The following is a 17,966-nucleotide window of genomic DNA, read 5'->3' as shown; positions in this document are numbered from 1 at the left end:
CGTATAACTGAATTAAACCAGAAGCTTCATAAAAAATCGTTTCGAGCAAGGAGATGGTTCTCTTGCACGTAAAAGCAGAAAAATCATTCAATGATTATCAATTATGCTTTATAAGTTGATGAAACTTTAAAGATATAGGAGATGGTTGCTTTGAATGGAAAAACTCTAACCAGATAACCGTATTTTACTTTATTGTAGATGAGGTGTTTGTCGCAGAGAATTTATGCTAATGCGAATTTTGAAGCAAAACCCCCTTTTTCTAGGACAGGGTGCAACTCAATGTTGCATCCTGTTTTTATGATTTTTTCTTTTCGCAACGATTGATGCTATGGTACGATTAACCAAATACACTAACTACCAAAGGAGCGGTTTTGATGAGCGATTGCATTTTTTGCAAAATAATCGATGGGGAAATTCCGAGCACCAAAGTATTTGAAAATGAACATGTATTGGCCTTTCTCGATATCAGTCAAGTAACGAAAGGGCACACTCTGGTAATTCCTAAAGTACATAAGGAAAATCTTTATGAATTGACACCGGAAATTGCGAAGAATTTATTTGAAGTCGTACCGGAGATCTCCCGAGCGATGAAACAGGAATTCAACCCCGTTGGCCTTAACCTCTTGAATAATAACGGCGAAGCGGCAGGACAATCCGTTTTCCATTTTCATATGCATCTAATTCCGCGACATGGAGAAGGTGATGGCTTTGGGGCAGTCTGGAAAACGAATGCCAGCGCTTATTCGCCTGATGACCTGAAGCAGATTGCCGATTCCATTGCCCAGCATATTGAATGAAGGGATAACCTCTGTTCGGAAGGCATCCAGAGATCGTGTTGCAGTGAATAAAATGAATATCGATCGGGTCCACACTTAAAAGGTGCTGGGCCGTTTTTCTTTTGTGATTCATTTCAGCGGAATCATCACTTAAAATTCTAAAAATTCCTCCAATTGAATTTCAATTTCTGTTAGGATAGATAAATAGATGTAATTACTTTAACACACTATCGTATAGGAGGAAAAAAATTGAAACGTGCACGCAATTTTAACGCTGGGCCGGCTGCCCTGCCCTTGGAAGTTTTACAAAGAGCCCAAAACGAATGGTTGAATATCGAGGATTCCGGCATGTCCGTCATAGAATTAAGCCACCGGAGTGCAGAGTTCGAAAAAATCCATAACCGTGCCATCCAATCATTAAAAGAGCTTATGGACATTCCTGAAAATTATGAGGTCCTTCTGCTGCAAGGCGGGGCAAGTCTTCAATTCTCCATGATACCGATGAACCTCTTGCCTGAGGGGAAAAGGGCTGATTATGTCCTCACTGGCTCTTGGTCGGAAAAAGCATTAAAAGAAGCCAAAAAAGTTGGAGAAACGGCAGTGGTAGCTTCATCAAAAGCAGATAAGTATACATTCATCCCTAAAGTGGAAGATATCGAATTGAATGAGGATTCTGCTTATCTTCATATTACAAGCAATAATACGATCTACGGAACTCAATGGAAGGAATTCCCTGAAACAGGTGACGTTCCTTTAGTGGCGGATATGTCCAGTGATATACTCAGCAAAAAAATCGATGTAAGTAAATTCGGCCTCATCTATGCAGGAGCACAAAAAAATCTTGGCCCATCAGGAATCACGTTAGTCATCATCCGTAAAGATTTAATAAAGGATATTGACAGCATTCCATCCATGTTGAACTATTCCATTCATGCAAAAAATAATTCTTTATACAATACGCCACCGACATTGGCCATTTATTTATTGTCGCTTGTATTGGATTGGGCAAAAGAACAAGGCGGAGTCGAGAAGATCGCTGAAAACAACGAGGCAAAAGCAAAAGTCATTTACGATGCCATCGACGGAAGCGATGGTTTTTATAAAGGCCATGCCAAACCTGACAGCCGCTCTTTCATGAACATAACATTCACACTTCCATCTGAAGAAGCTGAGGCACAATTTCTAAAAGAACTGAAGCTGGCCGGTTTCGTCGGATTGAATGGTCACCGTTCCATCGGTGGCTGCAGGGCTTCCATTTATAATGCCGTGCCCCTATCCCATTGCCAGGAACTTGCGGCTTTCATGAAAAAATTCCAGCAAGCACATCACGCGAAGGAAGCTCATACTCTTTAATTGTGTACAAATATTACTTCTAAAAAAATAGGTCTTATGGTATACTATCTTATACTTCTTGCAACAAGCAACAGTGCATTGTTGAAGAAAAGATGTTAGTCGAGATGAGAATAGGAGAGATGAGTAATGAAAACGAAAACCCTTGTATCACTGTCCCTATTAATCGGGATCGGGGCTGCCCTGCATTTTATCGTTCCAGGCTTCTTCCTTGGAATGAAACCGGATATGATGCTGTTGATGATGTTTTTGGCGATTACCCTGTTTCCTGAGAAAAAGAATGTATTCATTGTTGCCTTGGCTGCTGGAGCCATCTCTGCCATGACAACCACATTTCCTGGAGGACAGATTCCAAATATCATAGATAAATTGGCAACAGCCTTTCTGTTTTACCTTTTATTCATCAGTCTTAAGAAGTTTTCAACATCCGTTGTGACGGTAAGTGTCTTGACTGCCGTAGGAACAATCATTTCCGGCGCTGTCTTCCTTGGATCGGCATATTATCTCGTATCCCTTCCAGGTCCTTTCGTTGCCCTTTTCGGAGCTGTTGTGCTTCCTGCCGTACTGCTAAATACAGTAGCGATGGTCATCATTTATCCAATCGTGAACGGCATCGTCAAAAAATCGAATGTAACCATTAATGCTTAAACCAGCTAAATCATCATACTTAAAAAGCACCGGAGCAGAGTCCGGTGCTTTTTTTTCCACACTATGGATCTGGAATAAGCCGCCCACTGCAATCAATGAATGAACAGCCACATCAACCAAATGAAAAGCAGCAAGCCCCCGGGCAAGGCAAAAGCGTAGGCTCTAGCCTGGAGCACCCTCTTAGGCGGATAGATTCCTGGAGTTTTTGCTTTTCTTAGGAAATACCCCATCCCGCACAGGCATACCAGGCCTAACAAAAAAATGATTTTCATTAATAACCCACCAGTGCCATCCATATTCCGACAGCTTGTTTTTACTATCTATATGCTCCTCTTTCCTTTATATGAAGCGTTTTCTATAAAACTCCAAGTTATTTTTAAATATTATATATTGACTGCTTAAGTTTAAGAAAATATTTTTGTGATATAAAGATAAAATGGTAGATACTCTTCCATAGGAAAGAAAATTATGGTATTTTGTTATCAATAGCATTTACAACCCTATTTATCAAAATTTCCAATTGAGTTTTTTTTCAGCAGGGAATCAGACCATGTAACGCGAAAACAATATTATTAATGAGGTGATCCTAATGAAAGCAAAATCATTACTAATTGGCTTTTTAACCGGAACAGTCGTAGCGGGTGCCGCAACTTTGCTTGCAGCGCCGAGCTCTGGCAAGGACTTGCGGAATCGCATCAAAACGAATGCGGAAGAAATGAAGACTACCATTGATGAACTGAAGGTAAAGATGCAAAATATTAAAGATGACTCGCTGGAAGCCACTCAAATCAGCAAAGAAACGGTAAAAACCTTCATTTCTGACGTGCAGGTGGTCATCGAGAACTGGAAGCAGGAAATCGAACCGAATAAGAATGAATTACTGAAGAACGTTCAAGAAATTGAAACTTCATTAAAACAGTTAGAAACGGCCATCCCTGCTTCTAAAAAATAATAGCTAAACGTGGTTGCACAAGTCGAATTCTCCATTTTTCCCAATAAGTAACATTATAAACAAAGGAAAAATGGAGAATCGATTAAAAAAACTAAAATTTTCTAAAAATTTTGCAAATATTATCTTTATTAATTTTTATTTTATTGTCATAATAAATATACAGAATCTTATAAGTAGGTGAGCCCATAATATGCAGAATAAAAATTATTCTATGAAAGAAGCAATGATTTTTAGTCAAAGAATTGCACAATTAAGCAAAGCATTATGGAAATCGATTGAAAAAGATTGGCAGCAATGGATTAAGCCCTATGATTTAAATATCAATGAGCACCATATACTTTGGATTGCCTATCATCTTAATGGCTCTTCCATTTCAGACGTTGCAAAATTTGGGGTCATGCATGTTTCTACGGCATTTAACTTTTCAAAGAAATTAGAGGAACGCGGGTTTTTGACATTTTCAAAGAAAGAAAATGACAAGAGGAATACGTATATTGAGATCACAACTGAAGGAGAAAAGATTCTTCTTGATCTGATGGAGACTTATGACCCAAGTAAAAATTCAGCTTTCTCAGGTGCCCTTCCACTTCGTGAGCTTTATGGTAAGTTCCCCGATATGATAGAAATGATGGCCGTCATCCGTAATATATACGGGGAAGATTTCATGCAAATCTTTGAGAGGTCCTTCGATAATATTGATCAGGAATTTACTGATGTGGAGGGTAAAATCACAAAAAAAAAGATAGAGAAAGAAACTGAGCCAGTTTAGCCTCACACTCTATCCATTTCCCTCATGAAGGATACATATAAACCTTGTGAGAGGCATGCGTCAATGCATTCCTTTGTCGTTATTTTTGGATTGACCTTCCCTTCAAATTGGTTAAAAAGCGGTCGAAAGTTCATGTATCCTTCCGCTTTTTCTATTTCATAGCGTTTGCTCAAAATATCACATAACCCCAGCAGCGCTTCCGCCTCCTGCTTCGTGAAATTTTTTTCCACAAACAAAAAGTCCAATCTTGCCTCTGGATTGCGTATCAGGTTCAGTAAAAGCCCCTGATGAAAACGGAGTATGTCTATTTCTTCATTTATATTTCTCATACAGCATGAGTCCCCAATCAATCATTCATATTTAACCTTAATCGCGCAAAAACGTTAGTGATTTCTCATTCAGAAATTGCCCTCCCAGTGGACAGTCGCCGCCAATCATCACCTTTAGTCTTTGTCCATTCTGTGGTGATTATTATCTTATAACTAAATTCCAGAATTCTATTGCTTTTTCCATCCATTCATCGTAATGTATGTAAGTAAATTCAACGGTCTTTGGAGGGCTGATTTCAAAATGAACTCGTGGAAAACAATTGACGTGGCAAAACAATATGGGAATTGCCGTCTGATCTTTTTTTCAGTTTTTACTATATTGATGTCTTTTGTTTTGATCTATACATTATTAAGTGCCGTTTCATCCCGGGTTGTTTTGTATGACGATCAAACAATGCTTTTTTTTAGCCTATTAGTCTTATTATATCCTGTTCACAAACTATTACACTATTTACCTTTACGATTATTATGCAAAAAAGTAAAAACTTCTTGGTCCATTAAGTGGAGACTTGTGCTTACATGCAATGTAAATGTACATTATCCGATACGCAAGCATCTATATCTCTTGACCCTTATCCTACCCTTCTTCATTATGTCGGTCTTATTAATCGGTTGTGCACTTGGTTTTCCGCATTACATCCATTATTTCACCATTTTATTATCCCTGCATACCGGATTATGTGTATCGGATTTCATTTATATAAAGAACCTGGTTGGTTCACCAGGACATTCATTTATTGAAGAACATCGGGAAGGATACGACATCCTTATCCAAAAGTAATTCCATTTCATTTCGCAAAGGTGACTGAAAAGATTTTTAAGTATCTTTTTTCATTATAATTTGGTATCGTATTTATACATGATGTTTTGCAAGGAGGGATTTTCGGTTTTGATCTCATTCTGGTTTATTGTCGTTGCCATTTTGATTCTTTATAATATTAATAGAATGACCAACTCTTTATGTATCCAAAAAGAAATTGCTGAAGACCGGCAGCCTAAAGTATTCAGGACCATTAATGTATTAATTACTATTATGTTATTATCCTCCTATATTGAAATTTTGTATACGTAGAGATGAGCAACAAATGATCGACCATCATTTGTTACATACATTGGTGATAACCGGCGGATTATTCAAATAAAAAAGAAAAAGGGCGAAGCGATAAGCTTCGCCTTTTGTTTATGCATTTATAACCAAGAAGCTCCAATGATGACTAACAGGATGAAAAGAACGACAATTAGAGCAAAGCCTCCACCTATTCCTCCAGACATTGATCTTCCTCCTTTCCATTCTTAAGTAATAGCAGTTTCATGCACACTCTTATATCCGCCAAAAGGAATTCATCCCTTTCGTAGCTTGATAAACACTATATTCTTTATTGTTGAGCGGCTACCCTATCCTATTCAACTCCATGGCAAAAGGAGTGGGCACTTTCCATTATAATTTTGCAATTGTTTAGCAATAGGCTGCTCCCACAATTATTAATAAAATGAATAACACTACTAACAAGGCGAAACCTCCGTTAAATCCATTACTCATTATACTACCTCCTTTTGGTGTCCTCGATTTATCATATGTAGATGTTCATGATCTGGGTAGGTATCTGCCCATTTTTAAAAAAATTCTTATTCATACATCAATATATTATTTTTTGTAAAGTAACCAGAATATGTTATAGTTAATTTTGTGGAAATACGAAGATTAGTAAACCAGAAACTTAAAATTAGGAGTTGTTCTCAATGAGGAAATGGGCATTATCAATTGCTGTGACTGCAGGGCTGATTGGACTTACAGCATGCAACAGCGACAAAGAGGCAGTCGTGGAAACGAAAGCGGGGGATATATCGAAAGAAGAATTTTACAATGTCATGAAGGACCGTTATGGTGACACCGTTCTTCAGGAACTTGTTTATGAAAAAGTTCTTTCTGAAAAATATACAGTAACGGATAAAGAAGTTAAGGCTAAAACGGCAGAACTTAAAGAGCAAATGGGTGATAATTTCCAAACAGCCCTAGCCTCTTCCGGATATAAGAGCGAAGATGATCTTAAACGTGCACTTAAGATCGGCATGCTTCAGGAAAAAGCTGCCGTTGCTGATATTACAGTCAAAGAAGCTGATGTGAAAAAAGCTTATGAAGACTACAAACCACAAATCAAAGCTAGGCATATTCTGGTAAAAGACCAAAAAACAGCTGATGAAGTGAAAGCTAAATTGGATAAAGGTGAAGACTTCGCCAAACTTGCCAAAGAATATTCAACAGACACAGGCTCTGCTGAAAAAGGCGGCGAACTTGGCTGGTTCGGAAAAGGTGAAATGGTTCCTGCATTCGAAGAGCAAGCCTACAAGATGAAGAAAGACGAAATCAGTAAACCGGTTAAATCGGATTATGGCTACCACATCATCCAACTTGAAGATATGAAAGAAAAGAAATCGTACAAGGATATGAAAAAAGATCTAGAATATGATTTGAAAGTCGCGCAAATCGACCAAACCAAGGTTCAAGATATTTTGAATGCTGAAGTGAAAAAAGCTGACGTGAAAATTAAAGATAAAGACCTTAAAGACGCCATCACTTCTGGTGACGCAACCAAAGCCGAAAAATAATCGATAAGCAAAAGCGACAGGACTTGGTCCTGTCGCTTTTTTTAGTTATGCTCCCTGATTGATATCCTTTTTACGCCTCTCACGCTCTTCTTCCATACGTTCAATGTACTTCTGGCCTTCCTTCTCTATCCAAGCATCATCTATGAGGCGCTCCTGCCTAGCTGTCCAAATTGACATGACTGCACTGACAATTATTCCAATAAACACGAACCAGATCCAAATTGGCATGTCCATTACCTCCCAAAAAATCTACTATTCATTTACTAGAGAATATGCGTGAACAAAAAAAAATATGCTTCTTTCTCCAACGGAAAGAAGCATATTTTTTTAAAATGTAGGTTTATAAAATGAGCGATTATCGAGCGCGAAGACTCTTTCCGTGAATTCACCCGGCTTCACTTTCTCCAAGGCCCGGTCCATCATATTGATCTTGGCATCCATGTTATCGATGTAATGCAGCACTTCAGCTTCCCTCACCATTGGCGGTTTGGGGCTGCCCCACTCCGCTTTGCCATGGTGGCTTAATATCAAGTGCTTGAGGATCATGATTTCTTCTGCTTCAATCCCTAACTCCTCTGCTGCTTTACCGATTTCATTCACCATGATGGTTATGTGGCCCAATAAGTTCCCTTCCACCGTGTAAACGGTCGACACAGGTCCAGATAGCTCATGTACCTTCCCTAGATCATGCAGTATGACTCCTGCATACAAAAGGTCACGATCGAGCGATGGGTAAAGGGTTGATATCGCTTTGGCCAGACCCAGCATCGATACTACGTGATAAGCGAGACCCGACATATACTCATGATGGTTCTTCGTCGCTGCAGGAAACGTCAAGAATTCATTCTGATATTTCTTAATAAGATGTCTAGTCACCCTTTGGATATTCGGATTCCTCATTTCAAAAATGAATTGAGTGATCGTTTCCATCATTTCTTCCTGACTTAAAGGTGCCGTTTGAATCAGATCGGCTTTTGTTACGCCATCAGCATCAGATGTGATTCTTATATTGCGGATTTTCAATTGGCTTCTGCCCCGGTAATTCTGGACTTCACCTTGAACTTTCACCGTAGCTTCGGCACTGTACGTTTTCTCATCAGCCTCGGAGACATCCCACAGCTTCGCCTCGATCTCCCCGGTTTTATCACACAAAATCAATGTTAGAAACGGCTTTCCATTACTTGCAACCGCCTTTGTACTCGTTTTTATATACATATATATATCTACAACTTCACCAATTCCATAGTGAATGATCCCATTTCCCATGCGACTGCCCCCGTTCGATTAAATATCAACATTATAACATATGAACCCTTTCAGTGCGTTTAGTTTTATCAATCGTGCTGGACATATTATAAGGAAACGAAGCAATGTACAAGCAAAAAAGCCAGCCTCTTACCAAGCCTGGCTTTCCATTCCATCTGATTAACTGTTTTTATTCGGACAATACGCGCATTTTTCCTGTCCATCAATCCGGTAATATAAACAGCATGTCATTCGTTTATAAGGATTCATCGACTCGGGGATGGTTTTCCCCCCTAAAAATCGCTTAAATGGTGAACGCCTTTCAATATTCAGCCATATTTCATCTTCCAGCAGACAATTTATGTCCGCTTCAACACGTGCCTTTATATCAGGCAGTTTCAATAACTCGCTATACATCCATACCGCATAGCTCCAAATCGTTTCCCACAGTACATGTTTCGATATTTTTGTGGTTTTGGAAACCGGGGCGATGGCATCCGCACCAAACCTGCTTAATATCGTCTGGAGGGCAGCGGAGCTTTCCTTCTCCGGGACAATTCCCCACCGGTTTGTTTTCAATAAAAAATCCGGCAGCCAATGTTCATCTTCCGGATCATCCAAAACTCCCATGTCCCCCAGTGTGCCCTCCCAGGCAAGCCGATGCTTGCTGACCATGTACAATTGTGCCGTAACAAAAAAAGCATATCGTCTGAACCACATCGACATGGCTATTTTTGACGTCTCCGCCCCTGTCCGGGCTTGTGCATACGAAATTAGCTCTTCAACATTACAAATGGTCTTTGAGTCTTCGTTTCCACGTATCGATACGCGAAAGCCTTGCAGCTCTTTTTCCATGGTTGGTGTGAGCTTAACCATTGGCCATCGCTTTCATCCGGCTTTGTGCGTAACGCCCCTTCCCATACGGGATGCACATGGGACTGCCGAAAATTGGATCAAAGGAGATATGGCATTCCATCCCGAATACTTGCTGAACCAACCCGGGCGTGATGATTTCCTCTGGTCGTCCTTCTGCATATATCGACCCGTCTTTAACCGCAACCAAATTATCCGCATAACGGCATGCCAAATTCAAATCATGAAGAACCATAACGATCGTTCGATTCTCAAACTCATTCAAATCGAACAATAAGTCAAGAATCTCAATTTGATGGGTCATATCGAGATATGTAGTCGGTTCATCCAGCAATATGATATCCGTATCCTGTGCCAACGTCATCGCGATCCATGCCCGCTGCCTCTGCCCTCCCGATAATTCGTCGACAGCACGTTCCTTCAATTCAGACAGGTTCGTTACTTCGATCGCCTTCTGAACTTTCTCTTCATCCTCGGTACTCCACTGTTTCAACCAACTTTGATACGGATACCTTCCTTGTTTCACGAGCTGATAGACGGTAAGACCTTCAGGAGCTGTCGGCGATTGTGGAAGAATCGCCATTTTTCTTGCTACCTCCTTGGATGACAAAGACGATATCGCCTTGCCTTCAAGCACGATCGAACCCGCTTGCGGCTTCAACAAGCGTGCGACCGATCGCAGTAGTGTTGACTTCCCACAACCATTGGCACCGATGAAAACAGTGATCTCCCCTTTGGGTATATCCAAATTCATATCATTTATTATTAATTTATCACCATATCCGAGCGATAAAGACTGTGTGTTAATAACTGGTCGCATAAAAATACTCCCCTTATTATGTTAATAATCTAAGTTTAATGAAAATGATTATCACTGTCAATCTTAATGAGCATATTGAACCAAAAACATCCTGCAAATAAGTCACTCATTGGCGGACATTCAAGTAAAGATATCAAGTGCTTTTTTTTCGAAACATGAAAAATATGGTATCCACACTTCACCCTGATGCTTTTTGCTCGGCTGTTCAAATACGTGGAGTGGAGCGGAAGACGCGTGACTATGCGGGAAAGACGTTTCAAGGGCAAACAAGTGCCTGCATTGGCAAGCAACGTACAAAGGGAAAACACAAAAACTGCAGACAAACTCCCTCATTATCGAGAGTTTATCTACAGTATGTCAGCCCTCCCTATGAAAGGACGTTAACCTACGAGCAGCCGTTTCGTACAATGTGCCAGAGATTCATCTTTGATGAAAGTAAATAAATCCCGATTGACCAAAGGCATTATTTCAGCTGCGATATTCCAGGCGTTGACCTCAATTTGATAAAGGATTTCCGAGTTGCCCGTATTCCAAAGCTCCTCACTCAGCACAGCTAGCTCTGTATCCAGCGCATGCCCCATTTCATGCGCAAGGATGACCCATGTATATTCCTCAAGCGCATCAAGCGAACCTAGAAAACGCTCACACTGAATTTCGATATCTTTCTTATATAAAGTGATCGTATGATCTTCGGCAGAATATTTCCCCCCCACACATCGTATTCCAGGGAACTCGTTTTCGACGATTAATCGTAATGACGAATCATGCCGGCTTACAAACTCATTCATATCCAATGCCTTCACTCTCTTTATTCATAGTTTTCACTCGATTATATTCCTCGGATGATCAAATCATTATCTTTTTTCAATATGGAATTGGATAGATGAATCACTTGCTTCTCCGTGAAATCCTCCATTACATGTCGATGGCAGGTAAAAAAGAAGATTTGCCGTTTGAGAGAAATTTTTTTCAATAATTCAAGCATCCTTTTTGTCCTTGTTGCATCAAAATTGACAAAACCATCATCGATGATAAGCGGGAAAGAATCATTTTCAAAAGTATGATCGGCAAGGGCGAGCCTTAGGGAAACATAAATTTGCTCGGCTGTCCCGCGGCTTACCTCTTCCACCCCGAATCTCAAGCCGTCACTTCGCTGTACAAAAATCCCTTCTCCTGAATGATCAAGGATGATTTTCGAATAGCGCCCATTCGTCAAAAAGGCAAAGTGTCGCTCGGCATCTGCGATGACCTTGGGCAGACGTTCCCTTTTATATCGATCCAAAGTTTTATTCAATAAGCGTTTGGCTATGGCCAATTTCGCCCATTCTTTCGCTTCTTCATTGAACGCCGCTTTTTCTTCATAAAACTTATTAAGTAAATCGTCATAAACACCTGATGATTCAAGACGTTTTATCTGATGCTTCGTGTCAGTCAGTTTTTCCAGTAATGCTGATTTCACTTTTACAGCATCCTTTTGTTTCCGCTCTAAATCTTCAAATGCATAAGTGGTGATCCGTTGTTTAACATACGTTTGTATTCGTTCAGGGAGCATTCTCGATTGCTCAATTTGAATCGCTATCAACCCGAGTTGATTTTGCAGGGAGCCTTTCTTTTCGGACAAGGCAGCGTGATGTCTGAACTCTTCCTCAGCATTGACCTTCGCTAATCCAAAAAGCTGCTCGATTTCGGCATCAAGATACTCTTTTTCCATCGTCAGCTGCTCGATTTCATTCCGCAAACGGATTCGTTCCTGCAGCCACTGCGTGCGCTGGACGGATACCTCCAAAGCATTGTTCAATTCCCGCTTTAAAAGGCCGATCGCTTCACGCCAAGCAGATGGCTCAACATCAAGGCTGTGGGCAAAATGTAATAAACCCTTCGCTTTGCTATCAAATTCTTCATTTAAATATTGATGCCGCTTGATCGCTTCATATTTCCTTTCAACGGCAGTTTTCCAATCTTCAAGCATTTCAAATACAGACTCAAGATTGATTTCCATGCCAGGAAAGGACATGCCCCATCCGTTCAGGATGCTTTTCATTTCTTTATCCAATTCGTCCCTTCCAGCTTCCCAAGCCGCATACTCCTGAATGGTCGCTTCGAAAGCCTCCTCCCGTTCCCCATACTTGAACCTTTCCGTTTCCAACTGCCTTTGGAGACGGTCATCCAATTCCAGCAATTGTCCCATCGACTCTCCATCATGATCCAGATTGGCTTCACTGCCAAGTGCCGACCTTTTTCGTTTCATGTCATCCAATTGCCGGATATGCCCTGATAATATCATTTCTCCTTTGGAAAGATATCTGGAAACCACAAACAGGACCGCCGCGGCCAGAAGTATCATGGAAAGCAGCAACTGTTCACTGAAATAACAGCTGATCGCACCTAAACATAGCAGTGCTACTATACTTCCATTCATGATTAGGGAACGTTTGCGATCCTGAGCCTCCTGCTTCTCCTGTAGGGCCAATTGCTTCTCAAGTTCAAGTATTTGCTCATCAAGAATGAGCCTTTTGACCGTTTTAAATTCACGGTTATGTTGCTTGTTGTATAAAGATTCAAGCTTGCTTCGTTTTTCCACGGACATTACCTGGGATTCTATCTCCTTCAAGCGGGCTTCTGCCGTCTCCAAACTGACCTTTTGCAGCCCATATTTCTCATCCAGCTGTTTTTTAGCATTTTGGAGTTGATGCTTATCCCTCTCCATCCGCTTGACCTTTTCCTTCATGAATGCACTGATATCGAGATTGCTCAATTCATCATCGGGTTCATCGAGGAATAGGTCCTGCTTCACCTTTTCGATATACTTTTCTTCCATCAGGCATTCGTGTTCCGCCCTCCGAAGGTCCAGCTCGAGCTTCTCCAATAAAGTGCCTTGGTTGACTGCAAGTTCGATCTGCTCTTTGTGCACCTTGATGAACGGTTTTATTTCGAATTTAACGAGATTCCCTTCAAGTTTGTTCAGTTTTTCTGTCAATGCTGCTAATTGCGCCTTCATCGGCATTGCCACTGCTTGGAGCTGCTCAAGTCTTTTTAAACCATCAACAGGAAAACTTACATCCTTGATTTTGCTTATCTCCGATTCAATTTTCGCCTGCTCCTCAATCAAGGGCTTGATTCTCAGGAACGTACCCACATTCATAAGATCGTTTTCTATCTCTTGGATAGCTTCCGTAATTTCAGCAAGCCTCTCCTTAAGTTCTTTCTCTTCCTGCAAAAATGCGGTATATGACTGCTGCTCCTGTTCTGATGCCTTAACCTTTTTCTGCAATTCCTTAAGTTCTTTTATTTTTACATTCAAAAGGGGTTTTTGGCCTGATGGCTTGAATAGCCGATCGAGTTCTTTTTGCAATTTCGTCTCTGCTTCAAGAAGCTTATCATTCCCGACCAGTCCAGCTGACAACAGATACTTGCTCATGGTTCCTTCACTTAGCGTATGTAAACCTTGAAGTCCTTGAAGGTCGAAAGAAAAAATGGCTTGGTAGTAGTTTTTATCTACGCCATGGAGAATTTCATTAAGCTCCTTTTCACCCGCGACCCTCCCATCTTCGAAGGTGATCGATACATCCCCAGTCGCCTTTCCCTTCACTCGTTCAATAACGATTTCCCCATGTTTTTTTGTTAAAAGAGTGAGCCTTCCCCCATATTTGGCATGCATCTTAGGCTCGTAGCGCGGTTCATTTTGAACTCTTGTCGGAAACCCAAATAATATACTATGCATGAAAGACATGATGGTCGACTTGCCAGATTCATTTTCGCCAAAGAATACCTGCATCCGGCCCAGTTCCGGGAAATGCTGGTTTTCCAATTTGCCATAACCATAAACTTGGAGGTTCTTTATGATCAACGCTTCTCCTCCTCCCTTACCTATTCGTTCGTTTCAAACACCTTCAAAAGCCATCTTTCCGCTTCATCCAAAAGTGACTTCTGCTCTTTTGGTTCCATCGAGTCAAGAAACCTTCTTGCAATCGGGTGATGATAAAGAGCGGCAGAGGCAGCCTCCGTATCCTCAAACTCGGAAGCAAGCTCTGAAATCTCAGCCACAAATGGAGATACCTTGCTTGACCTTATCATCGGAATTGTCTGGATGAGCTTGATTTTATACACCCAGACAAACGCTTCCGCTTGCTCTTCTTCTTGTAAAATCCGGGTCAATTCGTCAAGATATTCCGCAATTTCCCCTGCATATGCCCCGGCATCCAACTTTAGTTCCAAAAGATAGCTTCTTCCATCCAGGCATTTTTGCTCAATGAGTTCCTGGCATTGCTTGAAGATTGCATCAAAACCCCCATCTGCTGTTACTTGGATTGTTTCACTATGCCATATCACCCCAGAGGTCCCTATGAATGAATGTCGTCCCAAGTCACCATCGAGTTCGATCAGCATGCATCCCTTTTCTCCAGATTCCTTGCGGTTCCTGCCTTGGATATTTCCGGAGTAAATCACCAGGGGGTCCTCTGAAACCACCTGATGCTTATGGATATGCCCCAGCGCCCAATAATCGAAATCCTTGTCAGCCAGTTCCTTCAGGGAAAAAGGGGAGTAGGGGCTATGTTCCGCGTTGCCTTCCAAATTTCCGTGAAGCAGCCCTATATGATAATCCGCGCCTTCAGCTTTCATGTAGGTTTCAATCATCCTCTCCTTTACGTGGCGGCGAGGATAACTGAACCCATACAAGTGGACGCTTGTCCCATCCGCTTTTTCGAACAGTTTCACTTCCGTTTGCCCTGAAAATATGTGGACATTTTCCGGGAGCTCCACAGTAATCCATGTTCCGCTGAGATGATCATGATTTCCGTGTATGATATAGGCAGGTATCTGATGTTGCCGTAGTTTTTCCATTTCAGTCCGAAAGCGCACCTGTGTCCGGAGACTGCGATTTTCACCATCAAACAAATCACCAGACAGGACGATGAAGTCAACCTGATGGAAAATGGCCTCATGAATGATCTTTTGAAAGGCTTTGAATGGACTTTCTCTTAATTCCTTTACTATCCTTGACGGCAAATCCTTCAGCCCTGTATATGGGCTATCCAGATGGAGATCCGCCGCATGAATGAATTTCACGCTGCTCATTGCCTCACCTCGGTATTTCATTTCTTTCACTTTAACATAAACAGAACATACTTTCCCGCCAAATATCAGAATTGTCGCGTCGATTTATGTTATAAACAGTATCGCCACAATCTTAAATAAAAAGACCGAATGGCTGGTACATTGTCGCATGCACCGCGTTCGGCCTTCTATTATTATTGGAAAATATCCATGCTTAAATAGCGTTCACCATTATCAGGGGCTATGCACAGGACACGTTTACCTGCACCAAGGCGCCGTGCCTCCTTGAGCGCAGCCCAGACAGAAGCGCCGCCTGATGGTCCAATTAGAATCCCTTCCTTTGCCGCCATATCCTTCATCGTTGAAATTGCATCCTCATCGGCTGCTTGGACAATTTCATCAAACACATCCGTGTTTAAAATGCTTGGCACAAAACCGGGACTGGTTCCGACCAACTTATGCGGACCAGGCTTCCCGCCTGAAAGAACCGGCGAGCCTTTAGGCTCGACCACGACGACCCTTAAATGCGGCAGCTGTTCTTTTAAGGCTTCACCTGTTCCTGTTATCGTCCCACCTGTACCGGCAGTCGCCACAAACACATCCAGCTTTCGATCCATCTGTTCCAAAATCTCGACAGCAGTCGTCACTCTATGAATATCAGGATTGGCTTTATTTTCGAATTGTTGAGGAATAAAGCTGTTCGGAATCTTTGCAGCCAGTTCCTGAGCTTTGCGAATGGCACCTGGCATCCGCTCCGCAGCTGGAGTGAGGACAACTTCCGCGCCATACGCCTTTAAAATATTGATTCTTTCCTTTGACATATTATCCGGCATGACCATGATGGCCCTGTAGCCTTTTGCCGCTGCATTCATCGCAAGGCCGATACCTGTATTGCCTGAAGTCGGCTCGATGATCGTGGAACCAGATTGAATGACCCCATCCAGCTCCGCTTGCTTTATCAAGTTAAACGCAGCCCGATCCTTCACACTTCGGCTCGGATTGAAATATTCAAGCTTTACAAAGACGTCCGCATCATCCCTCCCTGTTAAATGATGAATCCTTACAACTGGTGTATCTCCTATCAATTCCGTTATATTATTCACGATTTTCACCGTCATTCCATCTAACTCCCTTCGGCCTATACACACACTTCATATACTTTTCTCCTACTCTATTATATCATTTATGATTTTTCTTTTAATGATGGGATTCCGCTCGTTACAATCGTTTTTTTAAACTTCCACGCTAAAGAAAACAACACTTAAAGTTTGTTCGATATAATTTTTCCCGATCCTATTTTTATAAAATCCCGCTATACTTCAATATCTTTTAGTTTCCTATATTTCTTTCAGATAATAATAGTCAAAATTGACAGATAATGATAGAATTTTCTTAGCCGTTTCTATCATGATCAACTATACAAATTCGAAAAGGGAGTTTTTTGAACATGAGCAAACTATACAAGCTAACCGTATTTGAACCGTCGGGGGAAAAACTATTGGATGAATCGTTTACCGCCGAAAATGATGAAAATGCAAAAGAATTAGGTCAAAAGCTTTTGACCGAAAAAAACTATCAAGACCATACACACCGATGCATATCCCCAGCAGGAGCGCTCTTGCTTTTTCACCGCTGACAATATGGAAGCGCACTCATATAATTAAGAGGCCGTCACAATGGCGTGACGGCCTCTTCTGATTCATATTTATCATTTACCGGTGAAATTCGGTTTTCTTTTCTCGACGAAAGCTTTTATTCCTTCTTGATGATCCGCCGTTTGACGCATTTTCATTTGTGCCGCTTTTTCTATCTCAAGCATTTTAATCAATAATGGCCGATTTTTTTCACTAAGGATTTTTTTCGTTTTAATCATGGCAGTAATCGGGCTTTGCAGCCAAGCTTGCACTTTTCTCTCCACCGCCTGTTCCAAGGTTCCGTCTGCCACCTCATGAATGAGGCCCTTTTCTTTAGCCTCGAGCGCCGTAAGCACCTTGCCTTCCCAAATCAATTCCTTTGCGCCCACTTCACCCAGACGGCGCTCAAGGAAGAAATGTCCTCCGCCGTCCGGAATCAGTCCGATTCCGATAAAATTCATCGCAACCTTGCTTTCCGAATCTGCAATAAGGTGATCCGTTGCAAGAGCTATACTCAAACCGAGCCCTGCTGCAGCTCCATGAATGGCGCTAATCGTCAATTTAGGCATGAAATATAACGTGGTCACCAATTCACTGATGCCATCCATCAAATTGTCGAAAGCGTTTTCTTTTCCAGGAGAGAGCATCATCTTGATATCTCCGCCCGCGGAAAAGGCTTTCCCATTCCCTTTTAAAATGACGACGTCCACTGCTTCATTATCACTTACCTCCTTAAGCGCGGTAATGAAATCATGCAGCATTTCCGGATTTAACGCGTTCATCGCCTCTGGACGATTCATGGAAACTGTAGCTGTCCGGTCTGAATAAGTGACTAATACAGTACCTGCAGCTGATGTCGAATCTATACTCAATTTTTCTTCCTCCTTCTTCTTATCCCATGAATTAAT

The 17,966-nt window shown here is 41.5% G+C and carries 21 protein-coding genes; 9 read left to right on the top strand and 12 right to left on the bottom strand.

From position 1 onward, the window contains the following. The first annotated feature begins 374 nt into the window (after nt 1-374). The 5 genes from MHI53_RS06055 (at nt 375) to MHI53_RS06035 (ending at nt 4,495) form a co-directional block, all read left to right on the top strand. The gene (locus MHI53_RS06055) at nt 375-797 is read left to right on the top strand and encodes an HIT family protein (protein ID WP_061143094.1); all 423 of its coding nucleotides are present in this window, start codon (nt 375-377) and stop codon (nt 795-797) included. A 228-nt stretch (nt 798-1,025) separates the two neighbouring features. After that, on the top strand, nt 1,026-2,129 hold the full coding sequence (serC, locus tag MHI53_RS06050) for a 3-phosphoserine/phosphohydroxythreonine transaminase (protein ID WP_340373022.1): 1,104 nt from the start codon (nt 1,026-1,028) through the stop codon (nt 2,127-2,129). A gap of 126 nt (nt 2,130-2,255) precedes the next feature. Further along, nucleotides 2,256-2,774 (top strand): tryptophan transporter, encoded by a 519-nt coding sequence (locus MHI53_RS06045; protein WP_061143096.1) that lies wholly within the window; start codon nt 2,256-2,258, stop codon nt 2,772-2,774. 589 nt (nt 2,775-3,363) lie between these two features. Beyond that, nucleotides 3,364-3,726, top strand: coding sequence for a YtxH domain-containing protein (locus MHI53_RS06040; RefSeq protein WP_061143098.1), 363 nt, complete (start codon nt 3,364-3,366; stop codon nt 3,724-3,726). Nucleotides 3,727-3,916: 190 nt separating this feature from the next. Next, nucleotides 3,917-4,495: an HTH-type transcriptional regulator Hpr gene (locus tag MHI53_RS06035; RefSeq protein ID WP_340373021.1), complete on the top strand. Its 579-nt coding sequence runs from the start codon at nt 3,917-3,919 to the stop codon at nt 4,493-4,495. 2 nt (nt 4,496-4,497) lie between these two features. On the opposite strand, the gene MHI53_RS06030 is transcribed toward MHI53_RS06035, so the two are convergent. Further along, nucleotides 4,498-4,824 carry a DUF1878 family protein gene (locus MHI53_RS06030; RefSeq protein WP_340373020.1) on the bottom strand — a complete coding sequence of 109 codons (327 nt, stop codon included), beginning with the start codon at nt 4,822-4,824 and terminating at the stop codon, nt 4,498-4,500. Nucleotides 4,825-5,020: 196 nt separating this feature from the next. Here MHI53_RS06030 and MHI53_RS06025 point away from each other — a divergent pair, with 196 nt between their 5' ends. Further along, the gene (locus MHI53_RS06025; protein WP_340373019.1) at nt 5,021-5,605 is read left to right on the top strand and encodes a DUF3267 domain-containing protein; all 585 of its coding nucleotides are present in this window, start codon (nt 5,021-5,023) and stop codon (nt 5,603-5,605) included. Between the two features lie 111 nt (nt 5,606-5,716). Continuing rightward, nucleotides 5,717-5,896, top strand: a complete 180-nt coding sequence (locus MHI53_RS06020) for a hypothetical protein (protein WP_232732510.1) — start codon at nt 5,717-5,719, stop codon at nt 5,894-5,896. 116 nt (nt 5,897-6,012) lie between these two features. Here MHI53_RS06020 and MHI53_RS06015 read toward each other — a convergent pair whose 3' ends face one another. Together MHI53_RS06015 and MHI53_RS06010 are read right to left on the bottom strand one after the other, a co-directional pair. Next, nucleotides 6,013-6,096 carry a YjcZ family sporulation protein gene (locus MHI53_RS06015; protein ID WP_034314699.1) on the bottom strand — a complete coding sequence of 28 codons (84 nt, stop codon included), beginning with the start codon at nt 6,094-6,096 and terminating at the stop codon, nt 6,013-6,015. 184 nt (nt 6,097-6,280) lie between these two features. Further along, complete coding sequence (locus MHI53_RS06010) at nt 6,281-6,364, bottom strand: YjcZ family sporulation protein (RefSeq protein WP_081092482.1); 84 nt, start codon at nt 6,362-6,364, stop codon at nt 6,281-6,283. Between the two features lie 200 nt (nt 6,365-6,564). On the opposite strand from MHI53_RS06010, the gene MHI53_RS06005 reads away from it, so the two are divergent. Next, nucleotides 6,565-7,431 (top strand): peptidylprolyl isomerase, encoded by an 867-nt coding sequence (locus MHI53_RS06005; protein WP_340373018.1) that lies wholly within the window; start codon nt 6,565-6,567, stop codon nt 7,429-7,431. Nucleotides 7,432-7,476: 45 nt separating this feature from the next. Here the strand turns inward: MHI53_RS06005 and MHI53_RS06000 are convergent, their stop codons facing one another. From MHI53_RS06000 to cysK, 8 genes are all read right to left on the bottom strand, one after another. Then, nucleotides 7,477-7,665, bottom strand: coding sequence for a sporulation YhaL family protein (locus MHI53_RS06000; protein ID WP_048677962.1), 189 nt, complete (start codon nt 7,663-7,665; stop codon nt 7,477-7,479). Nucleotides 7,666-7,758: 93 nt separating this feature from the next. Then, nucleotides 7,759-8,697 (bottom strand): 3'-5' exoribonuclease YhaM, encoded by a 939-nt coding sequence (gene yhaM / locus MHI53_RS05995; protein WP_061143104.1) that lies wholly within the window; start codon nt 8,695-8,697, stop codon nt 7,759-7,761. Nucleotides 8,698-8,856: 159 nt separating this feature from the next. Continuing rightward, nucleotides 8,857-9,552, bottom strand: coding sequence for a (2Fe-2S)-binding protein (locus MHI53_RS05990; RefSeq protein ID WP_340373017.1), 696 nt, complete (start codon nt 9,550-9,552; stop codon nt 8,857-8,859). After that, entirely contained in the window at nt 9,545-10,369 is an 825-nt protein-coding gene (locus MHI53_RS05985; protein WP_340373016.1) for an ABC transporter ATP-binding protein, read from the bottom strand. The genes MHI53_RS05990 and MHI53_RS05985 overlap by 8 nt, the downstream gene beginning before the upstream one ends. A gap of 380 nt (nt 10,370-10,749) precedes the next feature. Further along, nucleotides 10,750-11,157, bottom strand: a complete 408-nt coding sequence (locus MHI53_RS05980) for a hypothetical protein (protein WP_340373015.1) — start codon at nt 11,155-11,157, stop codon at nt 10,750-10,752. A gap of 41 nt (nt 11,158-11,198) precedes the next feature. Continuing rightward, on the bottom strand, nt 11,199-14,216 hold the full coding sequence (locus MHI53_RS05975) for an AAA family ATPase (protein WP_340373014.1): 3,018 nt from the start codon (nt 14,214-14,216) through the stop codon (nt 11,199-11,201). A 20-nt stretch (nt 14,217-14,236) separates the two neighbouring features. Then, the gene (locus tag MHI53_RS05970) at nt 14,237-15,445 is read right to left on the bottom strand and encodes a DNA repair exonuclease (RefSeq protein ID WP_340373013.1); all 1,209 of its coding nucleotides are present in this window, start codon (nt 15,443-15,445) and stop codon (nt 14,237-14,239) included. 173 nt (nt 15,446-15,618) lie between these two features. Next, a complete protein-coding gene (gene cysK, locus MHI53_RS05965) occupies nt 15,619-16,542 on the bottom strand; it encodes a cysteine synthase A (RefSeq protein ID WP_340373012.1) in 924 nt (307 codons plus the stop codon). Between the two features lie 329 nt (nt 16,543-16,871). Between cysK and MHI53_RS05960 the strand changes: the two genes are divergently transcribed. Then, nucleotides 16,872-17,060 (top strand): YhzD family protein, encoded by a 189-nt coding sequence (locus MHI53_RS05960; protein ID WP_340373011.1) that lies wholly within the window; start codon nt 16,872-16,874, stop codon nt 17,058-17,060. Nucleotides 17,061-17,132: 72 nt separating this feature from the next. Here MHI53_RS05960 and MHI53_RS05955 read toward each other — a convergent pair whose 3' ends face one another. Then, nucleotides 17,133-17,930, bottom strand: coding sequence for an enoyl-CoA hydratase (locus tag MHI53_RS05955; protein ID WP_340373010.1), 798 nt, complete (start codon nt 17,928-17,930; stop codon nt 17,133-17,135). Nucleotides 17,931-17,966 lie beyond the last annotated feature (36 nt).

The sequence above is a fragment of the Peribacillus sp. FSL E2-0218 genome (assembly GCF_037992945.1).
GTDB classification, from domain to species: Bacteria; Bacillota; Bacilli; order Bacillales; family DSM-1321; genus Peribacillus; species Peribacillus simplex_B.
This window is presented reverse-complemented; position numbering and strand designations above follow the sequence as displayed.